The organism is Acinetobacter sp. YH12251, assembly GCF_013417465.1.
Lineage (GTDB): Bacteria > Pseudomonadota > Gammaproteobacteria > Pseudomonadales > Moraxellaceae > Acinetobacter > Acinetobacter amyesii.
Window position 1 is genome coordinate 77770 of the sequence record NZ_VPDZ01000015.1, and the last position, 18443, is coordinate 96212.

At 42.4% G+C, this 18443-nt stretch carries 17 protein-coding genes and 3 tRNA genes; 8 read left to right on the top strand and 12 right to left on the bottom strand.

Annotated elements, in window-relative coordinates; translation table 11 throughout:
- Positions 1-1212, bottom strand: coding sequence for an iron-containing alcohol dehydrogenase (locus FTV27_RS13520; RefSeq protein ID WP_180078990.1), 1212 nt, complete (start codon positions 1210-1212; stop codon positions 1-3).
- A 400-nt stretch (positions 1213-1612) separates the two neighbouring features.
- On the opposite strand from FTV27_RS13520, the gene FTV27_RS13525 reads away from it, so the two are divergent.
- Positions 1613-3313, top strand: a complete 1701-nt coding sequence (locus FTV27_RS13525; protein WP_180078991.1) for an NAD-dependent malic enzyme — start codon at positions 1613-1615, stop codon at positions 3311-3313.
- A 139-nt stretch (positions 3314-3452) separates the two neighbouring features.
- On the opposite strand, the gene FTV27_RS13530 is transcribed toward FTV27_RS13525, so the two are convergent.
- From FTV27_RS13530 to FTV27_RS13570, 9 genes are all read right to left on the bottom strand, one after another.
- Positions 3453-4112, bottom strand: a complete 660-nt coding sequence (locus FTV27_RS13530) for a methionine ABC transporter permease (RefSeq protein WP_180078992.1) — start codon at positions 4110-4112, stop codon at positions 3453-3455.
- Entirely contained in the window at positions 4093-5163 is a 1071-nt protein-coding gene (locus FTV27_RS13535; RefSeq protein WP_180078993.1) for a methionine ABC transporter ATP-binding protein, read from the bottom strand. The genes FTV27_RS13530 and FTV27_RS13535 overlap by 20 nt, the downstream gene beginning before the upstream one ends.
- A gap of 10 nt (positions 5164-5173) precedes the next feature.
- Positions 5174-6004 carry a MetQ/NlpA family ABC transporter substrate-binding protein gene (locus FTV27_RS13540; protein WP_180078994.1) on the bottom strand — a complete coding sequence of 277 codons (831 nt, stop codon included), beginning with the start codon at positions 6002-6004 and terminating at the stop codon, positions 5174-5176.
- Between the two features lie 64 nt (positions 6005-6068).
- On the bottom strand, positions 6069-7505 hold the full coding sequence (locus FTV27_RS13545; RefSeq protein ID WP_180078995.1) for an LLM class flavin-dependent oxidoreductase: 1437 nt from the start codon (positions 7503-7505) through the stop codon (positions 6069-6071).
- Positions 7505-8728 carry an SfnB family sulfur acquisition oxidoreductase gene (locus tag FTV27_RS13550; RefSeq protein ID WP_180078996.1) on the bottom strand — a complete coding sequence of 408 codons (1224 nt, stop codon included), beginning with the start codon at positions 8726-8728 and terminating at the stop codon, positions 7505-7507. The genes FTV27_RS13545 and FTV27_RS13550 overlap by 1 nt, the downstream gene beginning before the upstream one ends.
- A gap of 11 nt (positions 8729-8739) precedes the next feature.
- Positions 8740-9966 carry an SfnB family sulfur acquisition oxidoreductase gene (locus FTV27_RS13555; protein ID WP_180078997.1) on the bottom strand — a complete coding sequence of 409 codons (1227 nt, stop codon included), beginning with the start codon at positions 9964-9966 and terminating at the stop codon, positions 8740-8742.
- A 399-nt stretch (positions 9967-10365) separates the two neighbouring features.
- Positions 10366-10441 (bottom strand) — tRNA-Gly (locus FTV27_RS13560).
- Positions 10442-10487: 46 nt separating this feature from the next.
- A tRNA-Gly gene (locus FTV27_RS13565) sits at positions 10488-10563 on the bottom strand.
- A 47-nt stretch (positions 10564-10610) separates the two neighbouring features.
- Positions 10611-10683: transfer RNA gene (locus FTV27_RS13570), tRNA-Gly, on the bottom strand.
- Positions 10684-10924: 241 nt separating this feature from the next.
- Here FTV27_RS13570 and FTV27_RS13575 point away from each other — a divergent pair.
- From FTV27_RS13575 to FTV27_RS13595, 5 genes are all read left to right on the top strand, one after another.
- Positions 10925-11236 carry a BolA family transcriptional regulator gene (locus FTV27_RS13575; RefSeq protein WP_078194061.1) on the top strand — a complete coding sequence of 104 codons (312 nt, stop codon included), beginning with the start codon at positions 10925-10927 and terminating at the stop codon, positions 11234-11236.
- Between the two features lie 8 nt (positions 11237-11244).
- Positions 11245-11637 carry a SirB2 family protein gene (locus FTV27_RS13580; RefSeq protein ID WP_180024727.1) on the top strand — a complete coding sequence of 131 codons (393 nt, stop codon included), beginning with the start codon at positions 11245-11247 and terminating at the stop codon, positions 11635-11637.
- Between the two features lie 63 nt (positions 11638-11700).
- Positions 11701-12537 carry a ParA family protein gene (locus tag FTV27_RS13585; protein ID WP_180078998.1) on the top strand — a complete coding sequence of 279 codons (837 nt, stop codon included), beginning with the start codon at positions 11701-11703 and terminating at the stop codon, positions 12535-12537.
- Between the two features lie 13 nt (positions 12538-12550).
- The gene (locus FTV27_RS13590) at positions 12551-12955 is read left to right on the top strand and encodes a hypothetical protein (RefSeq protein ID WP_180078999.1); all 405 of its coding nucleotides are present in this window, start codon (positions 12551-12553) and stop codon (positions 12953-12955) included.
- A gap of 307 nt (positions 12956-13262) precedes the next feature.
- The gene (locus tag FTV27_RS13595) at positions 13263-13856 is read left to right on the top strand and encodes a LysE family translocator (RefSeq protein ID WP_180035118.1); all 594 of its coding nucleotides are present in this window, start codon (positions 13263-13265) and stop codon (positions 13854-13856) included.
- A 19-nt stretch (positions 13857-13875) separates the two neighbouring features.
- On the opposite strand, the gene FTV27_RS13600 is transcribed toward FTV27_RS13595, so the two are convergent.
- Positions 13876-14502 (bottom strand): DedA family protein, encoded by a 627-nt coding sequence (locus FTV27_RS13600; RefSeq protein ID WP_078191514.1) that lies wholly within the window; start codon positions 14500-14502, stop codon positions 13876-13878.
- A 194-nt stretch (positions 14503-14696) separates the two neighbouring features.
- Between FTV27_RS13600 and FTV27_RS13605 the strand changes: the two genes are divergently transcribed.
- Entirely contained in the window at positions 14697-15119 is a 423-nt protein-coding gene (locus FTV27_RS13605; protein ID WP_180022191.1) for a DoxX family protein, read from the top strand.
- A gap of 212 nt (positions 15120-15331) precedes the next feature.
- Entirely contained in the window at positions 15332-16900 is a 1569-nt protein-coding gene (guaA, locus tag FTV27_RS13610) for a glutamine-hydrolyzing GMP synthase (protein WP_078194056.1), read from the top strand.
- Positions 16901-17091: 191 nt separating this feature from the next.
- Here the strand turns inward: guaA and FTV27_RS13615 are convergent, their stop codons facing one another.
- Complete coding sequence (locus FTV27_RS13615) at positions 17092-18426, bottom strand: GGDEF domain-containing protein (RefSeq protein WP_249749056.1); 1335 nt, start codon at positions 18424-18426, stop codon at positions 17092-17094.
- Positions 18427-18443 lie beyond the last annotated feature (17 nt).

Sequence of the window (18443 nt, forward strand, 5' to 3'; positions counted from 1 at the left end):
TTAAACGGCTGCTTTGAAGTCGACCACAGAGGCATTGGCTTTAAGCGCTGCCTTGAAAATATCAACCACTTGAGCATGAGTCGCTTTACGTGGGTTGGTGAGCATACAGGCATCTTTTTGCGCATTTTCAGACATGATGCTGAGGTCTTGTTCTTTCACACCAAGTTCAGAAAGGCTCGATGGAATACCAATGGATGCTGAAAGTTCACGAATTGCTGCAATTGCTGCATAAGCTGCTTCAGTTACAGTAAGACCGTCAGTTGGTACACCCATGAGCTGCGCGATACGTGCATAGCGGTCAGGGCAGGCGATCAGGTTAAATTCGCAAACGTGTGGTAACAGCACGGCATTACATACGCCATGCGGCAAATTGTAGAAGCCGCCGAGTTGGTGCGCCATCGCGTGGACATAACCTAAAGATGCATTGTTAAATGCCATCCCTGCTAAGTACTGTGCATAGCTCATCGCATCACGCGCTTCTAAGTTTTCGCCATTGGCTACGGCAGGGCTGAGCCATTCACTGATCATGCTGATGGCTTTTTCTGCACAAGCATCGGTAATAGGATTGGCTGCTGTAGAAACATAAGCTTCGACCGCATGCGTTAACGCATCCATACCGGTTGCTGCAGTGAGCGCCGCAGGTTTCGCAATCATCAGCTTCGGGTCATCAATAGCGATAAGTGGGGTACAACGCCAATCGACAATCGCCATTTTTACATGGGTTTCAGTATTGGTAATGATACAGAAACGGGTCATTTCTGATGCCGTACCTGCGGTGGTATTAATCGCAATGAGTGGTGTCATTGGAACTGTGCTTTTATCGATGCCTTCATAGTCACGAATATGACCACCACCTGCAGTGACTAAGCCAATGCCTTTGGCACAGTCATGAGAAGAGCCGCCGCCGAGAGAGACAATAAAGTCACAGCCATTGTCATTGTAGGCATCTACACCGCTATGTACGTTGGTGTCAGTTGGGTTGGGTTCTGCGCCCGGGAATATGTGACTTTCTACGCCAGCTTCAGTTAAATATGCGGCAATGGTGTCTGCCACACCAAATTTGTATAAACCGGCATCGGTCACGATAAGCGCTTTCTTTGCGCCAAGATTTTGCGCCTTTGCACCAATTTCTTTAGCACAGCCGGGGCCAAAAAGTGAAACACAAGGGATGTAAAAACCGTTTGTTTGATCTGCAATATTTTTAAAAGCCATGGTGCGATTCCTTCTACCATTCATTGTCATTTGTTATGGGTGATACTCACCTAAACTGAGTATTGCGAGGGATGTTTTAAATTCACACCTACCAAAGACCTACCAAATTTAGGGCTTTGTATTGAACTTATTTAATTGATTGAAATTTAATCATTAATTATTTTTGCTATTTTCTGAGATTCGCTAAAAGTCGTATACATTTAAGCCAAAATAGGCGTTGCTGTGACTAGATGTATGATCGAGTTATCAGATTATAAAATCTAACTAAAACTACTATCAATTTACTAAATGCCCCAAAGCGCTCGAATCAGGATAGGCTATAACAAATAACGAGATAGTCACTTTTGTGCATTTCGCTTTTTGCAGTGCGAAACAAAAGATTAATTAAACGAGTTAAATAATGCCTAGTGAAAATTTGAAAACGAAACGTCCTTTATATATTCCTTATGCCGGAAATACACTTTTAGAACTCCCACTTTTAAATAAAGGCTCTGCGTTTAATGAAGATGAACGTAAGAGCTTTAATTTGCACGGTTTAATTCCACACGTCACGGAAAGCATTGAAGAGCAAAGTCAGCGTTCTTATCAGCAATATTGTGCATTTAATAGTGATATCAATAAGCATATTTACCTGCGCAATATTCAAGACACCAATGAAACATTGTTCTATCACTTAATTGAAAACCACCTCAGTGAGATGATGCCGATCATCTATACACCAACAGTGGGTGAGGCTTGTCAGCGCTTCTCAGACATTTACCGTCGTCATCGTGGGATTTTTATTTCATATCCTGACCGTGATCATATTGACCAAATTATTCATAACGTGAATAAAAAGAACGTGAAAGTGATCGTTATTACGGACGGTGAACGTATTCTTGGTCTTGGTGACCAAGGCATTGGCGGGATGGGGATTCCGATTGGTAAGTTGTCACTGTACACCGCATGTGGTGGGATCAGTCCAGCTTATACATTGCCGATTACTTTAGATGTCGGAACTAATAACCAACAGCTGTTGAATGACCCGATTTATATGGGATGGAGTCAGCCTCGTATCAGCGGTGAAGAATATTATCAATTTGTCGATGACGTGATTAAAGCCATTCAACAACGTTGGCCAAAAGCGCTGATTCAATTTGAAGACTTTGCACAAAAAAATGCGATGCCTTTATTGGAAAAATATCGCGATAAAATTTGCTGCTTTAATGATGATATTCAAGGAACAGCAGCGGTGTCTGTCGGAAGTTTAATTGCGGCATCACGTGCAGCAGGCAAGCAGCTCAAAGATCAAATCGTCACATTCTTAGGTGCAGGTTCAGCAGGTTGCGGGATTGCAGAGCAGATCATCAAGCAAATGGTGGCGGAAGGTTTAACCGATGCTCAAGCGCGTGCGCGGGTGTTTATGGTCGATCGCTTTGGTTTAATTACTGAAAATCAGCCGAATCTTTTAGATTTCCAACGCAAACTTGCGCAAGCACCGGATAACGTTGCTCATTGGGCAAATGCAGATTCAGTCATTTCGCTATTGGATGTAGTTACACATGCTAAACCGACTGTATTGATTGGCGTTTCGGGACAACCGGGACTGTTTAGCCAAGAGGTCATTGAAAAGATGGCTGCGAATTGTGAACAGCCTATTGTGTTGCCACTGTCTAATCCAACATCGCGTGTCGAAGCGGTGCCTGCAGATATTATCGAGTGGACCAAAGGTAAGGCCCTGATTGCGACTGGCAGTCCATTTGCACCAGTGAATTATCATGGCAAGATTCATCAGATTTCACAGTGTAATAACTCCTATATTTTCCCGGGGATTGGTCTCGGTGTGATTGCATCTGGGGCGAAACGTGTGACGGAAAATATGCTGATGGCATCGAGTACGGCGTTGGCAGACTGTTCACCAAAATTGGCAGATCCAAATGCCGATTTATTGCCAAGTTTGGATTATTTACAGGATATTTCGAAGAAAATCGCATTGAAAGTGGCATTAGCTGCGATTGCTGATGGTGTTGCGCCAAATGTCAGCATTGAAGTACTAGAACAGGCGATTGAAGAGAATTTCTGGAAACCTGAATATCGTGATTATGTCCGTGTGACTTATTAATTTGGTCTAAAGATGCTGATTGAACAGAATCGATTTTGCATCTAATTGAAAAAATACCCTAATCCAGATTAGGGTATTTTTTTATGTGTAGCGACACGCTTTGTTCTAAGAAATACGAAAAATAATCGTGAGGGTCGCTTTAAATTTTGCGTTTATCCAATTGGTTGGAAATGTGATCTCCACAGGCTTGAACCAGCATTACGATCGCGACCAAGACCACTATCACTGCCAGCATGATTTGCATATCAAAGCGTTGATAACCGTACCGATAAGCAATATCCCCCAAACCACCTGCACCGATCGCCCCTGCAATGGCAGAAGAATTAATCATGGTCACCAAGGTCACGGTAAAGCCTGCGACGATGCCGGGAAGCGCTTCAGGGAGCAGCACATGCCAAATGATTTGTTTGCGATTACAGCCGATGGCTTGAGCGGCCTCAATCAGACCTTGATCGACTTCACGTAAACTCACTTCTGCAATGCGTGCAAAAAAAGGCGTGGCCGCAAGGGTTAAAGGTACGACGGCGGCCCAAACGCCATAACTGGTGCCCACGATAAAGCGCGTGAGCGGAATGAGCGCCACCATTAAAATCAGAAAAGGCACCGAACGGGTAATATTGACCAACCAACCTAGGGTGTGGTTTAAGCTTTTTGAGGGATAAATCCCGTGTTCAGCACTACACACCAATACGACCGCTAAAGGCAGGCCGATCAGAAAGGCCACAAAGGTTGAAACGCCGACCATCAGTAAAGTATCAATGGTTCCACTAATCAGTAAATCAATGAGTTGGTCGTGCATAGCCAAGTACCTCAATCTGTGCGATATGGTGTTTAAGTTGTTCAGATAAGGCGTTGATCTCTAAATGGCTGCGGTCTACAGCAACAATCAACGAGCCAATTAAATGCCCTTGAATACTATCGATATGACTTTGATACAGATGTACTGGCGCCTGAAATTGATCAAAAATAAACTTTAAGTCAGGCGACTGTTGTAGTGTCGATTCATATCGTAATTTTAAAATGATTTGATCATTTGAATCTGACGGTTGTGGCTGAATGTCGCTTGGTAAATCAAGTTGTTCAAGGTTGAGTAACTCTTGTGTGATCTGCTGCTGAGGCGTAGAAAACACTTTCCAAACCTGTCCTGCTTCTACAATTTCGCCTTGATCGATCACCACAACTTGATCGCAAATCTCGCGAATGACCTGCATTTCATGGGTAATCAACACAATGGTGATACCAAGCTTTTGATTAATTTCTTTAAGCAAAGACAGCACAACAGAAGTACTTTCAGGATCGAGTGCAGAAGTCGCTTCATCACAGAGTAAAATTTCCGGATGATGAACTAACGCTCGTGCAATCCCGACACGTTGTTTTTGCCCGCCCGAAAGTTGAGAAGGGTAGTGCGCTGCTTTATTTTCAAGACCGACCAACTTCAGCACTTCATTCACTCGCTGAGCGATATCGGCTTGACTGAAATTGGCGATTTTAAGGGGCAGCGCGATATTGTCATACACGGTTTTGGCAGACATCAAATTAAAATGCTGAAAAATCATCCCAATACGCTGACGCAGAGCAATCAACTCTGCGTGATTTAAGCTTGATAATTCCTGTTGATGGATGTGAATACTGCCATCACTGATTTGTTCTAAGCCATTCAGCGTTCGAATCAGCGAAGATTTACCCGCGCCGCTTTTCCCAATAATGCCGAATATTTTGCCTTGTGGAATATTCAGATTGATATCTTTTAAGGCATGCACTTGTTGTCCTTGCACATCATAAAATTTATTTAAATTTTTGATTTGGATATGCGGGACGGCAAATTCAACCGATAAACCGAAACTCACCATGAGTGACTCCTTATTTCCAACCAGGGAACCACAGTTTTGCACCAAAATCTGCGTCCAATGCCTGTTTAACTTTAGGTGAGTTTTGATAAATATCGACAAATTTACGCAGTTTATCGTCGCGATCTACATAGTCATCACGTACGGCAAATAAGATGGCAAAACGCTTGTCAGTATTGGAGTCAAACAGTAAGGCATTTTCAGGATCGGCAGTTTTTGCTAGACGTAAATAATGTGGATAGCCAAAAGCCAGATCGACATCATCAATTGCACGTGCCGTTTGAGGGCCTTCCACCTCAATAAATTGAAGCTGTTTAGGATTCGCTGCAATGTCATTTAAAGTCGATAAAAAGTTATCTGGTTGTTTCAGTTCAATGAGCTTGGCTTGCTGTAACAGTTGTAAGGCACGGCCCTGATTGACCGGATCATTCGGAATCACCACTTTGGCTTTATGGGGTAAATCAGCAAAGTTTTTATACTTTTTTGAATACAGTCCGACATGGGTAGCAGCACCGACATCAAAGGCTTTGATTTTAAAATCCGTTACTTTTTTTGCATTGTCTAGAAACGGCTGATGTTGAAAAAAGTTTGCATCAATATCACCATGATTTAAGGTGATATTTGGGGTATTCCAGTCTGAAAATTCCACCAATTTCACATTCAGCCCTTGCTGCTTGGCTTCATCTGCAGCGACTTGTAAGGGTTTAGCAAAAGATGGGCTAATCCCAATCACCAATTCACTTTGATGACTTTTCTTTTGTTGATTCCAAATAACTAAGCCAATCACCAATATGGCCACGATTACACCAATCAGTGTGAATTTAGATTTTGCTGTTTGTGCCATGGCACACCTCTATATTTCGAAATAATTAAATTTTTTGTCTAAAATATTGTTTTTTAATTGCAGCTTATGCTGTCTCAACGTTTTTAAGTGCTGCCTGAGATGACGTGTCTGAAGTGGGACATCGGTAGCGATGAGCAGGATGTGTCGTCGCTAAATGGTCACCTTGTTGAAACAGTTTTTGCCTTAAACTGCCAGTGTCATACGCAGTTTTATAGCGACCACGTTGCTGTAATTCTGGAATGACCAAACGGATAAAATCTTGATGTGACTCAGGTGCGACGGTGCGAGTCAGATTAAATCCATCGATGCCAGTTTCATCCAAATAGCCAATCAACTGTTCTGCAACGTTGGCACCACTCCCAACAAAGAGCGGATAACGCCCACCTAGAACGTGCTGAGCACGCAAATCTTGGCGAGTGATTTTTTGCTCTTTAAATTTTTGATTGACCGATGCGATGCTATTGGTCTGCTGATATGGAATGGCTTCATCTTCTGCAAAGTTGGCGAGGTTCATCCCAATCGAGCTGGAAAAGTGTGCTAGTCCCGCTTCAGGGTTGGCATAGCGAATGTATTCAGCCAATTTCTCTTGGGCGAGTTCATCGGTCTCTGCGGTCACCACCGTAATGCCAACAAAGAGTTTCACAGCTTGTGGGTCACGACCTTGCGCTGCAGTTTGGCTGCGAATTTTTTGTACCTGATTTTTGACTTTTTCAGCGCTGTCTGCACCGATAAACATGCCTTCCGCATGTTGTGTGGCAAAAGCTAAGCCACGTGGTGAAGCACCGGCCTGATACAACACAGGGGTGCGCTGAATCGATGGGGAAACTTGAAATACCCCTTGGCTTTGATAGAACTTCCCTTGGTGTTGAATGGCATGTACTTTTTGGGGGTCGCTAAAGATGCGATTTGCTTTATCTTTTTGAACCGCATCATTTTCCCAAGAGCCTTCCCAAAACTTATAGCAAAGCTGCAAAAACTCTTCAGCTTGTTCATAGCGTAGATCATGATCTTTCAGGCCTTTTTGCCCAATCAAGCGTTCTGCACTGTCTAGATATCCAGTCACGATATTCCAGCCGATTCGACCTTGGGTCAGGTGGTCTAGGCTGGCAAATCGACGTGCAAATTGATAAGGCGTTTCATAGCTCAAATTGACTGTTACACCAAAACCTAAGTTTTCAGTGACCGCAGCCATTGCAGAAATCAGGGTGCTGGGGTCATGGCTCGGCAGTTGGATCGACTCTTTAAGTGTGAGATCGATATTGTCTTCATAAACATCATAGACCCCGGTGATATCCGCAATAAATAGCCCGTCAAACAGCCCTTGCTCCAAGGTTTTGGCAAGATCGGTCCAATAGCTCAGTTCATTAAAGCGGTGTGACTCATCGCGTGGATGGGTCCATAAGCCATGATTGATATGGCCGACACAGTTCATGTCGAAGGCATTCAGTAAAATTTTCTTGGCTGGATGTGATTGGGTATCTGCTGTGGTGATTTGGCTCATTACAAGGTCCCTCGACGTGGGGGCAATACGCCATTTAGGAGGTAATTGGCAATGAAGAAATATTTCCAACGCCCTGCATCATGCAAGGTGTGGACACGTGCATTACGCCAAAATCGATCTAAGCCATCTTCACGCTGACTGCCACGGCTGCCTGCAAGCTCAATCAATTTTGATGCCGCTTTCAGTGCGGTTTCAGTACTATGCGCACGCACTTTCGCGACATCTAGAGAAGCTTTTGCGATGTTTTCAGCATTGGGCTGTGGGCGAGCAGCATCGATGGCACGAGCGGCTTGTTTCAGCAAGACCTCACTGGCGCGAACATCTGCGGCAATGCGACCGAGTTCGTATTTGGTTAAAGGATCTTCGCTTGCAAGATCAAGACCTGAATCAATCCATGGTCGAGCTTGGTGTACGCGGCTCAAACTTTCTTCAAAGGCTGCGTGGGCTATACCAACTTCAATCGCAGCATGCATAATTTGCGCAAATGGCCCAACCAATGTCGGCTCCGTAAATGCCCGATCAAAGGGAATGACATCTATGGCAGGAACTGCAACTTGGTGAAATTTTACAGAGCCGCTACCCGTGGTGCGCTGTCCAAACCCTGTCCAATCATCGATCAGCTCTAAACCTGTACTTTCACGTGCAATAAAGGCTAAATATTCACGACCATCTTGGTCTTTGACCAATGTGGGAATACGATGTGCAAATAAACTGCCGGTGCAATAAAACTTTTCACCATTCACTACAAAACCCTCGTCATGAGGGCGAATCGACGTTTGTTTTTGCGCAGCGGTTTTGGTTTTAAACTCGGCTAAGGCATTGCCAAAACGAGCGCCAGCAAGTACTTCGGCATAAAGCTTTTGCTTTTGTTCAGTTGTGCCGGTGTTTCGTAATACTTCCAATGCATAAAAATGGTTTTGTGGAATTTGTCCAATTGAGCCATCTACACCACTCATAAGCGCAATCACTTGCGCCACGGTATAACTTGAAACTTCGGCACCGCCAAATGCCTTGGGAACCGTGATTGCCCAGAGACCAGATTGGCTATAGGCCTCAATTTCATCAAACGGCAGTATGCGTTCGGCATCACGTTGCACCGCATTTTTTCTAAATTGTTCGGCTAATTGTTTTGCAATTTCAAGTGCTTCTGCATCGGACTGAATAATATGCGCAGGTGTTGTTGATGCGGCCTGTAGCGAATTAATATTTGGAAATGAGGTCATCAGAATTCTCCTTAAATCCACGCATGGCGTGCAGGTAATTTATGATTTAAGTAATAGTCGCCTAAGGTATGCAGCTTCCAGCGCACAGGATCATGTAAGGTGTGTACTCGGGCATTGCGCCAGTGTTGATCAAGGTTATGGGCACTCAAACTTGCACGGCTGCCGCCTAATTCAAGGAGTTTTTCAGAGATCTGTAAGGCTGCATCATTGGCATAGATTTTGGCTTCTGCGACACGAATCGAAGCCAGAGCAGCTTGTTGTTCACTCACCTGATCAAGCTGATCTAATTCATCGAGATAATCTGCGGCTTCATCTAAAAGTAAAATCGCAGCATCCAATAAAACTGCAGATTTACCCACCTCTTGTAGGGTGTAGGGCTCAAAACTGGCTTTCTCAACTTGTGCATCCACAATCGGACGGGCTTTTTGTACCGCAGAAAGGGTGTCTGCAAAGGCAGCTTCTGCAATCCCGACATCGATCGCGACTTGCATCAATTGTGAAAAGGCACCGCGATACGTTGGCCCTGCAGAAAGCTTACGTTCATCAAAAATTAATAGGGGGTCTACTGCCACATGGTTTAGTTTGACGGTGCCACTAGACGTTGTGCGCTGACCAAAACCATTCCAGTTATCAATCACTTCTACGCCTGTAGCGTGTCGATCAATGATGGTCAGGACAACATGACCTTCAGGGTGAACGGCTTTAATCGCCAACCAATCTGCAAAACTACTGCCGGTTGAATAGAACTTTTCACCATTAACAACATACTTTCCATTTTCAATGCGCAGCGTTGTGTTTAAGGTTTTAGTGTCTTTGGTGTTGCGCTCTGGCCCACCATTAGCTAAACGTTTTCCCTGTAAAATTTCATTAAAAATAAAGGCTTTTTGCTCATCCGTTCCCATGAGGTCAATCATATACAGCAAGGCAATTTGGTTTTGTGGAATTTGGCCCACGCTAGAATCTGCTTTATTGATAATGCGAAAAACCTGCGCCAGTGTCTTGTTGGACACGTAGGCACCGCCAAATTGCTTGGGTATACGAATGCCACCTAAACCTTTTTGACTGAATAAGTCGATTTCTGCAAAAGGCAGCAGGCGGTTCTGATCACGTTCATTTCGACCTTCCAAAGCAAAATCTGCAACATGATACGCTGCATGGATTGCTTCTAAGTCATTTTCAATAACATGAATATTTTCAGAGATTAAATGAGACATAATGACACCTTTAATAGATATCAAAACGCTACTCGTAAATCCGTGATTCTTTAAATGATGGATTATTCTTAACTTAGCAAAATGTCTGTTTAGCATTTAATCTGCATAAAAAATATGCAAATTTGATAAAATAAGTGTTTGATTTAAAACAATAGATGTAGGAAAAACAACAAGAGGATTGATGATGAAAATCTGGTGTTAGCAACTTTGTAGATATTCAACTTTAAAAATAATATATCTAAGACAGGGGCTTAGCTGTTTTTTTTAATACTTTTTATTAATGGTGATCAATCAGCTTGAACTCCAATAGATGCTCAATATCATAGAACTATGCAAAGATTAAAAAAGGGCTATAAATTGATTCAAATGTTTTTCAATCTGCAATAAAAAAGCCCCCATCTTTCGATGAGGGCTTTTTGAATTTGGAGCGGGAAAGGAGACTCGAACTCCCGACCCCAACCTTGGCAAGGTTATGCTCTACCAACTGAGCTATTCCCGCGGAGTCTATCCTGTTTTTTTACTAAAAAACTGAATCGAAAAAAATTTGGAGCGGGAAAGGAGACTCGAACTCCCGACCCCAACCTTGGCAAGGTTATGCTCTACCAACTGAGCTATTCCCGCGGAGTCTATCCAATTTTTTAAATAAAAAACCGAATGAAAAAATTTTGAGCGGGAAAGGAGACTCGAACTCCCGACCCCAACCTTGGCAAGGTTATGCTCTACCAACTGAGCTATTCCCGCATAGCCACGTATAATACATTAAGGATTTTTCAGGTCAATAACTTTATGAAAATCTGTGCATCGTTTGCATAAAATAAAAACAATTTGTTTGAAAATTGGAAGATTTTTGCAGGTTGAAGGCTTCCATTTTGGTGAAATCATGCAATTCAGATGGTTTCAGCAACTTTGCGACACAAGAACTTCAACAAATACAGGCTATACTAAGACCAGTTGAACCTTTTTTGAATTTGGGAGAGCCGTTTTGAGTTTAGAACAGCAATTAATTGAGCGTCTACAGACATTAGCGCCTACACATCTTGAAGTGGTGAATGAGTCCGCAGGTCATGGTGGTTATTTCCCAGGTAAAGAGTCGCATTTTAAAGCGGTGATCGTGAGTGAGGCTTTTACAGGCTTGCGTTTGGTGCAACGTCATCAAAAAGTCTATGCCGCAGCCGGTGATTTACTTAGTCCGGGGCAAATTCATGCCTTGGCCATTCATGCGTTTTTACCTGAAGAATGGAAAGGTCAAGACACCACTAGCCCTGAATGTGCGCATGCACCTAAGTCATCTTAAGGTGAGCCATGGAAACGCAATTAATCATTAAAATCATTCATATGTGTGGCGTGGCTTTAGGCTGTGCTGCCATTTTCATTCGTGCTTTTACGCTGTTTAAAGGGACGCAGGGCAATTTACCGAATCCATCAGGTCGTAAGTTTTTTGTTGCATTGCAACATGGCTCAATGGCTTTAATTGCCGTGACGGGAATTATCTTATTGTTTATGAAGAACTTTGATGTGCAGCCATGGTTCTATGCCAAAGTTGTACTATTTCTAGCGTTGCTGTCTTCTTTATCTAAAGCGTATAAAAAAGATGACAGTGTTTTATTGGTTCAGCGCCGTGCGGGCTTATTTATTGCAGCTGTTGCACTTATTTTCATCATTACATTGGTTATAATTAAACCAGTTTTTGGATAAATGGCTTATCCACATGGCCGATTTCAAGGCTTGAGTAAAAAAACAAAGATTAGAGGGTTTTGAATGCGTACGCGTGTGGTATTTAACCAAAAAGGTGGTGTGGGGAAATCGAGTATTACGGTCAATTTAGCTGCGATAAGCGCGCACCAAGGTTTAAAAACTTTGGTGATTGACCTCGACCCTCAAGCCAATTCAAGTCAATATTTGTTGGGGGATGATGCGACCTACTCAGCAGATAAACCTGCCTTAGAGCCAAATATTGAAAATTATTTTGATGAAGTATTGGGTTCGCAGCAAAGCAAAGGTTTGTTGGGAAATGCCATTGGTTCGATTTTAAAAAATCGTACTAAAGGTCTAGAAAGCTATGTACATCAATCACCGTTTAAAAATTTAGATGTAATTCCTGCAAGCCCAAATTTGGGTGCGTTGGCACATGCCTTAGAATCTAAGCATAAAATTTACAAACTGCGTGATGCTTTGCAGCAGATGAGCGGTCAATATGATCGAGTGTTTATTGATACACCGCCGGCCTTTAACTTTTTTACTTTATCTGCGTTGATTGCGGCAGATCGCGTGCTGATTCCATTTGACTGTGACGTGTTTTCAAAACGAGCTTTACAGACCCTGATCGAAAATGTGTTGGAAACGCAGGATGATCATAATGATCGTTTGGAAATTGAAGGCATTGTGGTCAATCAATTTCAAGCACAGGCGAAGTTACCGCGTGAAGTTGTACAACAACTCAAAGATGAAGGTCTTCCTGTATTGGACAGCATGTTACCGCCTTCAGTGCTGATGAAAGAATCTCATCATAAAAATCAACCTTTAATCCATTTGGCTGCAGATCATAAATTGACGCAAGCCTATCAATCATTGTTCAATGAAATTGAGCAAAAGTAGTATCGAGAAAAGTATGAATGCACTTAAATGTGGTCTAGTTGCTTTCACTGCTGTTGTATTGGGTGCATGTGCAAGTACGCCTAAACCTAGCTATGTTTCACCTACACAGTATCAGTCTTTGAGTTGCCAGCAATTGCAAAGCGAATACAACCGAATCCACGACTATATTCAAAATGGTGTAGAAACGCCGAAGCGCACAGGCGTTGGTGTCGGTGTTGGCCTTGGTGGTGGCTGGGGCAGCCGTGGAGGTTGGGGCATTGGTCCGAGTATTTCGGTCAATATGGGACAATCTTCGAATACTAAACGTACCGAACTTTCACGTGTTTTAGGTGAGCAAGAAGCGATCGTACAGGCAGCAAAATTTAAAGGTTGTCCGATTATCGTTCGCACAAATTCGGCTACCGCATCAAAATCATAAGCGGATCATGAGCAGAGGCTTAGGCCTGTGCTATGAGAAAAGTGTAATAAAATTTGTCAGTAGGCGACGCGTCTACTGGCATTTTTTTTGAGTCAAATAAACTGCACTATTTAGAGCCAATAAAATATTTAAATCTATGAAAAAATTAAATTAAATATCATTCGTAAATTTTAATACCTCCTACTGGTCTTGAACATTCAGCGTGAGTGCATTGACTTGTACAAGGATAAAACTGACCTAGCGCGTACTTGTTTTTTTAAATTCATTTCGGCTAAGGTGTGCGCTTTGAAAAATTGTCTGGGTATTTATGATTGAGAGTTGGCTTTTTGTATTTGCAATGATTGCGGTGATGATGACGCCGGGACCTAGCAATGCACTAATGGCAAGCTCTGCACATCAACAAGGTATTGCAAAGACGTGCATGCTGATTCCTGCAGAATTATTGGGCTATTTCTATGCCATTAATTTGTGGGCGTTGATTATTCATTTAAGCGCTCCAGTGTGGCCGAATTTAATTCACTTACTGCATTTTCTCAGTATTGCCTATGTTTTATGGTTGGCTTTTCATTTGTGGAAATCGACGCATTTACATCAGTACAATCAAAAACATCCTTCAATTCAACCACGTGAATTATTCATTTCTTCATTAAAAAATCCGAAAGCCTTGCTTTTTGCTGCAGGTATTTTCCCGATTGAAACTTGGGCTAGCCCATTAAATTTTATTTTGGTTTTCGCTGTATTTAGCGTGGTTTTGCTACCAGTTGCATTGTTTTGGATGTCATTTGGACGGACGATTTTGGCGGGTAAGACTCAAAAAATTAAGGCCGATCTTCTATATAAAGGATCGGCCCTGATGCTGATTTTATGTATGTTCCCTGTGGTTTTGCGCTTTTTTGCTTAAAGGTGTTCACCACATCGGTTTATTTCTTTAATTTTGCTCGAATAAAACCAATTACACCCGGTAAAACACTAATAATAATGATGCCAAAGATCAGATGGGTGAAGTTATCTTTCACGATTGGCATATTGCCAAATAAATAACCCAAAGTGATAAATGAGCCAACCCAGCAAATCGCACCAATCATGTTAAAAGTCAGGAAGTACTTGTAGTTCATGCTGCCTGCACCTGCGACAAAAGGCGCGAAGGTTCGTGCAAAAGGAATAAAGCGGGCAAAAATAATGGTTTTACCACCATGTTTTTCAAAGAATTTTTGCGTATTCACCAAATGTTGACGGTTAATGAAGCGTGATTCAATTTCAAAGACACGTGGGCCAATATATTTACCAATATGGTAGTTCAGCGTGTCGCCCAAGACTGCCGCGATAAACAGTAAAATCACCAAAACCCATGGATCCATGGCACCTGTTGACGCAGCGAGCGCGCCTGCTGCAAACAGAAGACTGTCACCCGGTAAAAAGGGCATGACCACTAAACCGGTTTCAACAAAAATAATCAGGAACAGAATTGCATAAATCCATACGCCATAATTGGTAATGAACTCGAGTAAATGGTCATCAACATGTAGTATAAAATCAATCAGTTCCATGGGGCTTATATGCGTAAAATAGTGGTCTGATGCTATCAGTCTGGGGCAGCAAAGTCAGTATTAAAACGTAATTAATTATCAGTAAAATCGTTCTATATATGGAATGATGAGTATTATAAAAGCATATTTAAAGAGAATAAGAAACGACCTAATCTAAGCACATCTTTTGAACAGTATTAAAAATAGGTTTCAGTATGTTTAATCCAAATCTTATAGTGAAAAATCTGAGTCAACAGCCTCAAATCAATGCAGTAATCAGTCTCGTTGCACGTATATTAATGGCTTATATTTTTATTGTGGCAGGTTGGGGCAAAATTACCGCTTACACTGCAACCGCAGGTTATATGGAGTCAATGGGTGTACCGGCAGGGCTACTTCCGATCACCATTTTAGTTGAGTTGGGTGGTGGCTTAGCTTTATTGTTTGGTTTTCAAGCACGTTTTGCGGCATTGGGTCTAACCGTATTTAGTTTAATCACTGCATTTTTATTCCATGGTGGTGCTGAAGATGGCATTAACTTTATGAAAAACTTGGCGATGTCTGGCGGCTTATTATTTCTCATGTTACATGGTGCTGGTAAATTCAGTTTTGATCATTGGATTGAAAAATCAAAATAAAGTTGTCATGAGTCCGAGCATCCATCAAAGCGGCGTTCTGCCGCTTTTTTCATGTCTACCGCTGATTGAAAGCGGATGGGTAAAGTCCTGAAATGTGTTGTAAAAAACACCGTTTGGCTTGGGATTTTTGCCCCTGTCCGAATAGTGTGCGAAAGTCCAAGAAAAATGTTAGAATACGGCGCTTATATTCGTTGCCTGCATAGTTGTTTGCCATGACTACCAATACCCAAATTACTGAAGACCGTATCCTGATTTTGGATTTCGGTTCTCAATATAGTCAGCTTATTGCACGTCGTGTACGTGAAGCTGGTGTTTATTCAGAAATGTACGCATTTGATATGTCTGAAGAAGACATTCGTGCATTTAACCCAAACGGGATCATTCTTTCAGGTGGTCCAGAAAGTGTTCATGAAGAAGGTAGTCCGCGCGCACCACAAGTTGTATTTGAACTTGGTGTACCTGTTTTAGGTATTTGCTATGGTCTACAAACCATGTCAGAACAGCTTGGCGGTAAAGTTGAGCCAGGTACTGTACATGAATTCGGTTATGCAGAAGTTGATATTAAAGTCCGTGATGCTTTAATTGGTGATCTTGAAGATACCAAAGACCAATTAAAAGTATGGATGAGTCATGGCGATAAAGTGACTCAAATTCCTGAAGGTTTCCAAATCACTGCCAGCACACCAAGCTGCCCAGTGGCGATGGTTTCTGATGAAAAACGTCGTTTCTACGGTATCCAATTCCACCCAGAAGTGACACACACTGCGAAAGGTGCTGAGTTGTTGTCTAACTTCGTACATGGCGTATGTGGTTGCCGTAACTTGTGGAACTCAGAAAACATCATCGATCTTCGCGTAGAACAACTTCGTGAGCAAATTGGTGATCAAAAAGTTCTATTGGGTCTTTCAGGCGGTGTCGATTCATCTGTTGTAGCTGCACTTTTACACCGTGCGATTGGCGACCAATTGACTTGCGTATTTGTAGATAACGGTTTACTTCGTTTGAACGAAGGCGAACAAGTGATGGACATGTTTGCGAAAAACATGGGTATCCGCGTGATTCGTGCCGACGCTGAAAATCGCTTCTTAACAGCACTTGCTGGTGAAGTTGATCCAGAGAAAAAACGTAAAATTATCGGTCGTGAATTCATTGAAGTGTTTGCTGAAGAAGCACGTAAGCTTGACGGTGTGAACTTCCTTGCTCAAGGTACCATTTACCCAGACGTAATTGAATCTGCGGCAAGCAAACAAGGTAAAGCACACGTGATTAAATCACATCACAACGTGGGTGGTTTACCAGAAGATTTAGCATTCGAATTGGTTGAGCCAATCCGTGATTTGTTCAAAGATGAAGTTCGCCGTTTAGGTACAACACTTGGTCTTCCATTTGAAATGCTTTACCGTCATCCATTCCCAGGTCCAGGTCTAGGTGTACGTATTCTTGGTGAAGTGAAAAAAGAATATGCAGACATCCTTCGTCTAGCAGATGACATTTTCATGCAAGAACTTCGCGCAAGCGGCTGGTATGACAAAACTGCACAAGCATTTGCCGTATTCCAACCTGTGAAATCTGTGGGTGTCGTAGGTGATGGTCGTCGTTATGCATGGGTAATCGCGCTTCGTGCTGTAGAAACTGTGGACTTTATGACTGCACGTTTTGCACACCTTCCTTATGATCTTGTAGACAAGATTTCTACACGTATCATGAACGAGATTGCTGAAGTTTCTCGTGTTGTTTATGACGTATCGTCTAAACCACCAGCAACGATTGAATGGGAGTAAAACTGGGGTTTCACGAAGCACTGCTTCGTGCCATTTTTACGCCAAGAGCTACGCTCGCGGCAGTGAGGGATTTCAAGAAGCGAAGCTTCTTGCCTAAATTACACCGAGAGCTATGCTTGAGGTTATTTAGGGAAACCTAGATAATTCTAATAAAAAGGACGCCTCGGCGTCCTTTTTTATATCTCAACATTCTATTTATAAACAATTGACCAACTACTATCGCTTTCATTATTCGGTTCAGCTTTAGGCTTCACTTTATGGGTAAAGCTTTGCCAAGACTTCGTCGATTTACGTTCGGGTTTCATGCTTGAATCATATCGCTCTACACGGTTACGGCCATTTTCTTTTGCCTGATATAGTGCAATATCAGCTTGCTTAATCAGTTCAGTTAAATTTTGCTTATGTGATTTAAGCTGTGAAACACCAATGGAAACGGTAAATTGGATCGGGTGATTTGCGACATTCAGCAATGATTGATTTTGAAGTGTTAAACGAATACGTTCCGCGATCAACATTGCATCCTGTATTTGCGTTTCAGACAGAAGCACAATAAATTCTTCACCACCAAAGCGAGCCAAGACATCTTTTTGGCGCATTTCTTTGCGGGTGGTTTCAGCGATACATTGCAGTACTTGGTCACCAACATCATGCCCGTAATTATCATTAATATGTTTAAAATGATCGACATCAAACATCAATAAGCAAGTACTTGCAGGCGTTGGCCATTCATGGATACGGTGCTCAGCCAACTGAACAAACTGACGACGGTTGTATAACTGGGTGAGCTCATCTGTATGTGCTAAATTTTTCAGTGTATGCATATTCCAGTCGTCAAGTAGGGTACGTAAAAAATGACGACGTGCATTGAGTGTATTGTTCCAACTCATATGCAGGCTGATCATCCAAACAGGAATAGACACCACCACAAAAATCAGTGCTTCTTGCCATGATAAAAGCTGACTCACCGCAAAATACACCAATAGCGAAATGAGGCCCGAACAATACAAGGCGGGCTTAAATTGTATTTGTACGCAGACATTGGCAATTAATATAAAGATCGCTGCACCATAGATATAGGACGAGACCATTGGGCTATCTGAAGCCAATAATAAGCCAATCCAAATCGCGGTGCTACAGACCGTCCCAATCGGTAAGATCATGTCGAGCACACGAATATCTTTTTTGTATTTAAACAGATAGAAGCTGACCAATAGGGCAGCAATAATCATGGCCACTCGAGAAAGACCTGACCAAAAGAACATGTCAGGGATAATAAAAATGTCAGCAAAGAAATAAAGAAGAAATGTAATCTGCGCCATGTAGTTCACTTGACGTAAATAAGGTAACTGATGGGCATACTGATGTTGTAGAAAATAGTTTCTAAACTGCGTAGGAATACGTGCAAAAGGATCTGCAATGGCTTGTTCAATCTCGGCACGATTGGCAAGATCACACTCAGAAAGTTTCAAAGTATGATTATGATTTTTACGAACTTCCTGAGCAGACGAATTAGTCCGAGAACTCATTCGTACATCAACAGACA

Coding starts and splice junctions, on each gene's coding strand:
- FTV27_RS13520 (WP_180078990.1), bottom strand. CDS start 1,212: ATGGCTTTTAAAAATATTGCAGATCAAACAAACGGTTTTTACATCCCT.
- FTV27_RS13525 (WP_180078991.1), top strand. CDS start 1,613: ATGCCTAGTGAAAATTTGAAAACGAAACGTCCTTTATATATTCCTTAT.
- FTV27_RS13530 (WP_180078992.1), bottom strand. CDS start 4,112: ATGCACGACCAACTCATTGATTTACTGATTAGTGGAACCATTGATACT.
- FTV27_RS13535 (WP_180078993.1), bottom strand. CDS start 5,163: ATGGTGAGTTTCGGTTTATCGGTTGAATTTGCCGTCCCGCATATCCAA.
- FTV27_RS13540 (WP_180078994.1), bottom strand. CDS start 6,004: ATGGCACAAACAGCAAAATCTAAATTCACACTGATTGGTGTAATCGTG.
- FTV27_RS13545 (WP_180078995.1), bottom strand. CDS start 7,505: ATGAGCCAAATCACCACAGCAGATACCCAATCACATCCAGCCAAGAAA.
- FTV27_RS13550 (WP_180078996.1), bottom strand. CDS start 8,728: ATGACCTCATTTCCAAATATTAATTCGCTACAGGCCGCATCAACAACA.
- FTV27_RS13580 (WP_180024727.1), top strand. CDS start 11,245: ATGGAAACGCAATTAATCATTAAAATCATTCATATGTGTGGCGTGGCT.
- FTV27_RS13585 (WP_180078998.1), top strand. CDS start 11,701: ATGCGTACGCGTGTGGTATTTAACCAAAAAGGTGGTGTGGGGAAATCG.
- FTV27_RS13590 (WP_180078999.1), top strand. CDS start 12,551: ATGAATGCACTTAAATGTGGTCTAGTTGCTTTCACTGCTGTTGTATTG.
- FTV27_RS13595 (WP_180035118.1), top strand. CDS start 13,263: ATGATTGAGAGTTGGCTTTTTGTATTTGCAATGATTGCGGTGATGATG.
- FTV27_RS13600 (WP_078191514.1), bottom strand. CDS start 14,502: ATGGAACTGATTGATTTTATACTACATGTTGATGACCATTTACTCGAG.
- FTV27_RS13605 (WP_180022191.1), top strand. CDS start 14,697: ATGTTTAATCCAAATCTTATAGTGAAAAATCTGAGTCAACAGCCTCAA.
- guaA (WP_078194056.1), top strand. CDS start 15,332: ATGACTACCAATACCCAAATTACTGAAGACCGTATCCTGATTTTGGAT.
- FTV27_RS13615 (WP_249749056.1), bottom strand. CDS start 18,426: ATGAGTTCTCGGACTAATTCGTCTGCTCAGGAAGTTCGTAAAAATCAT.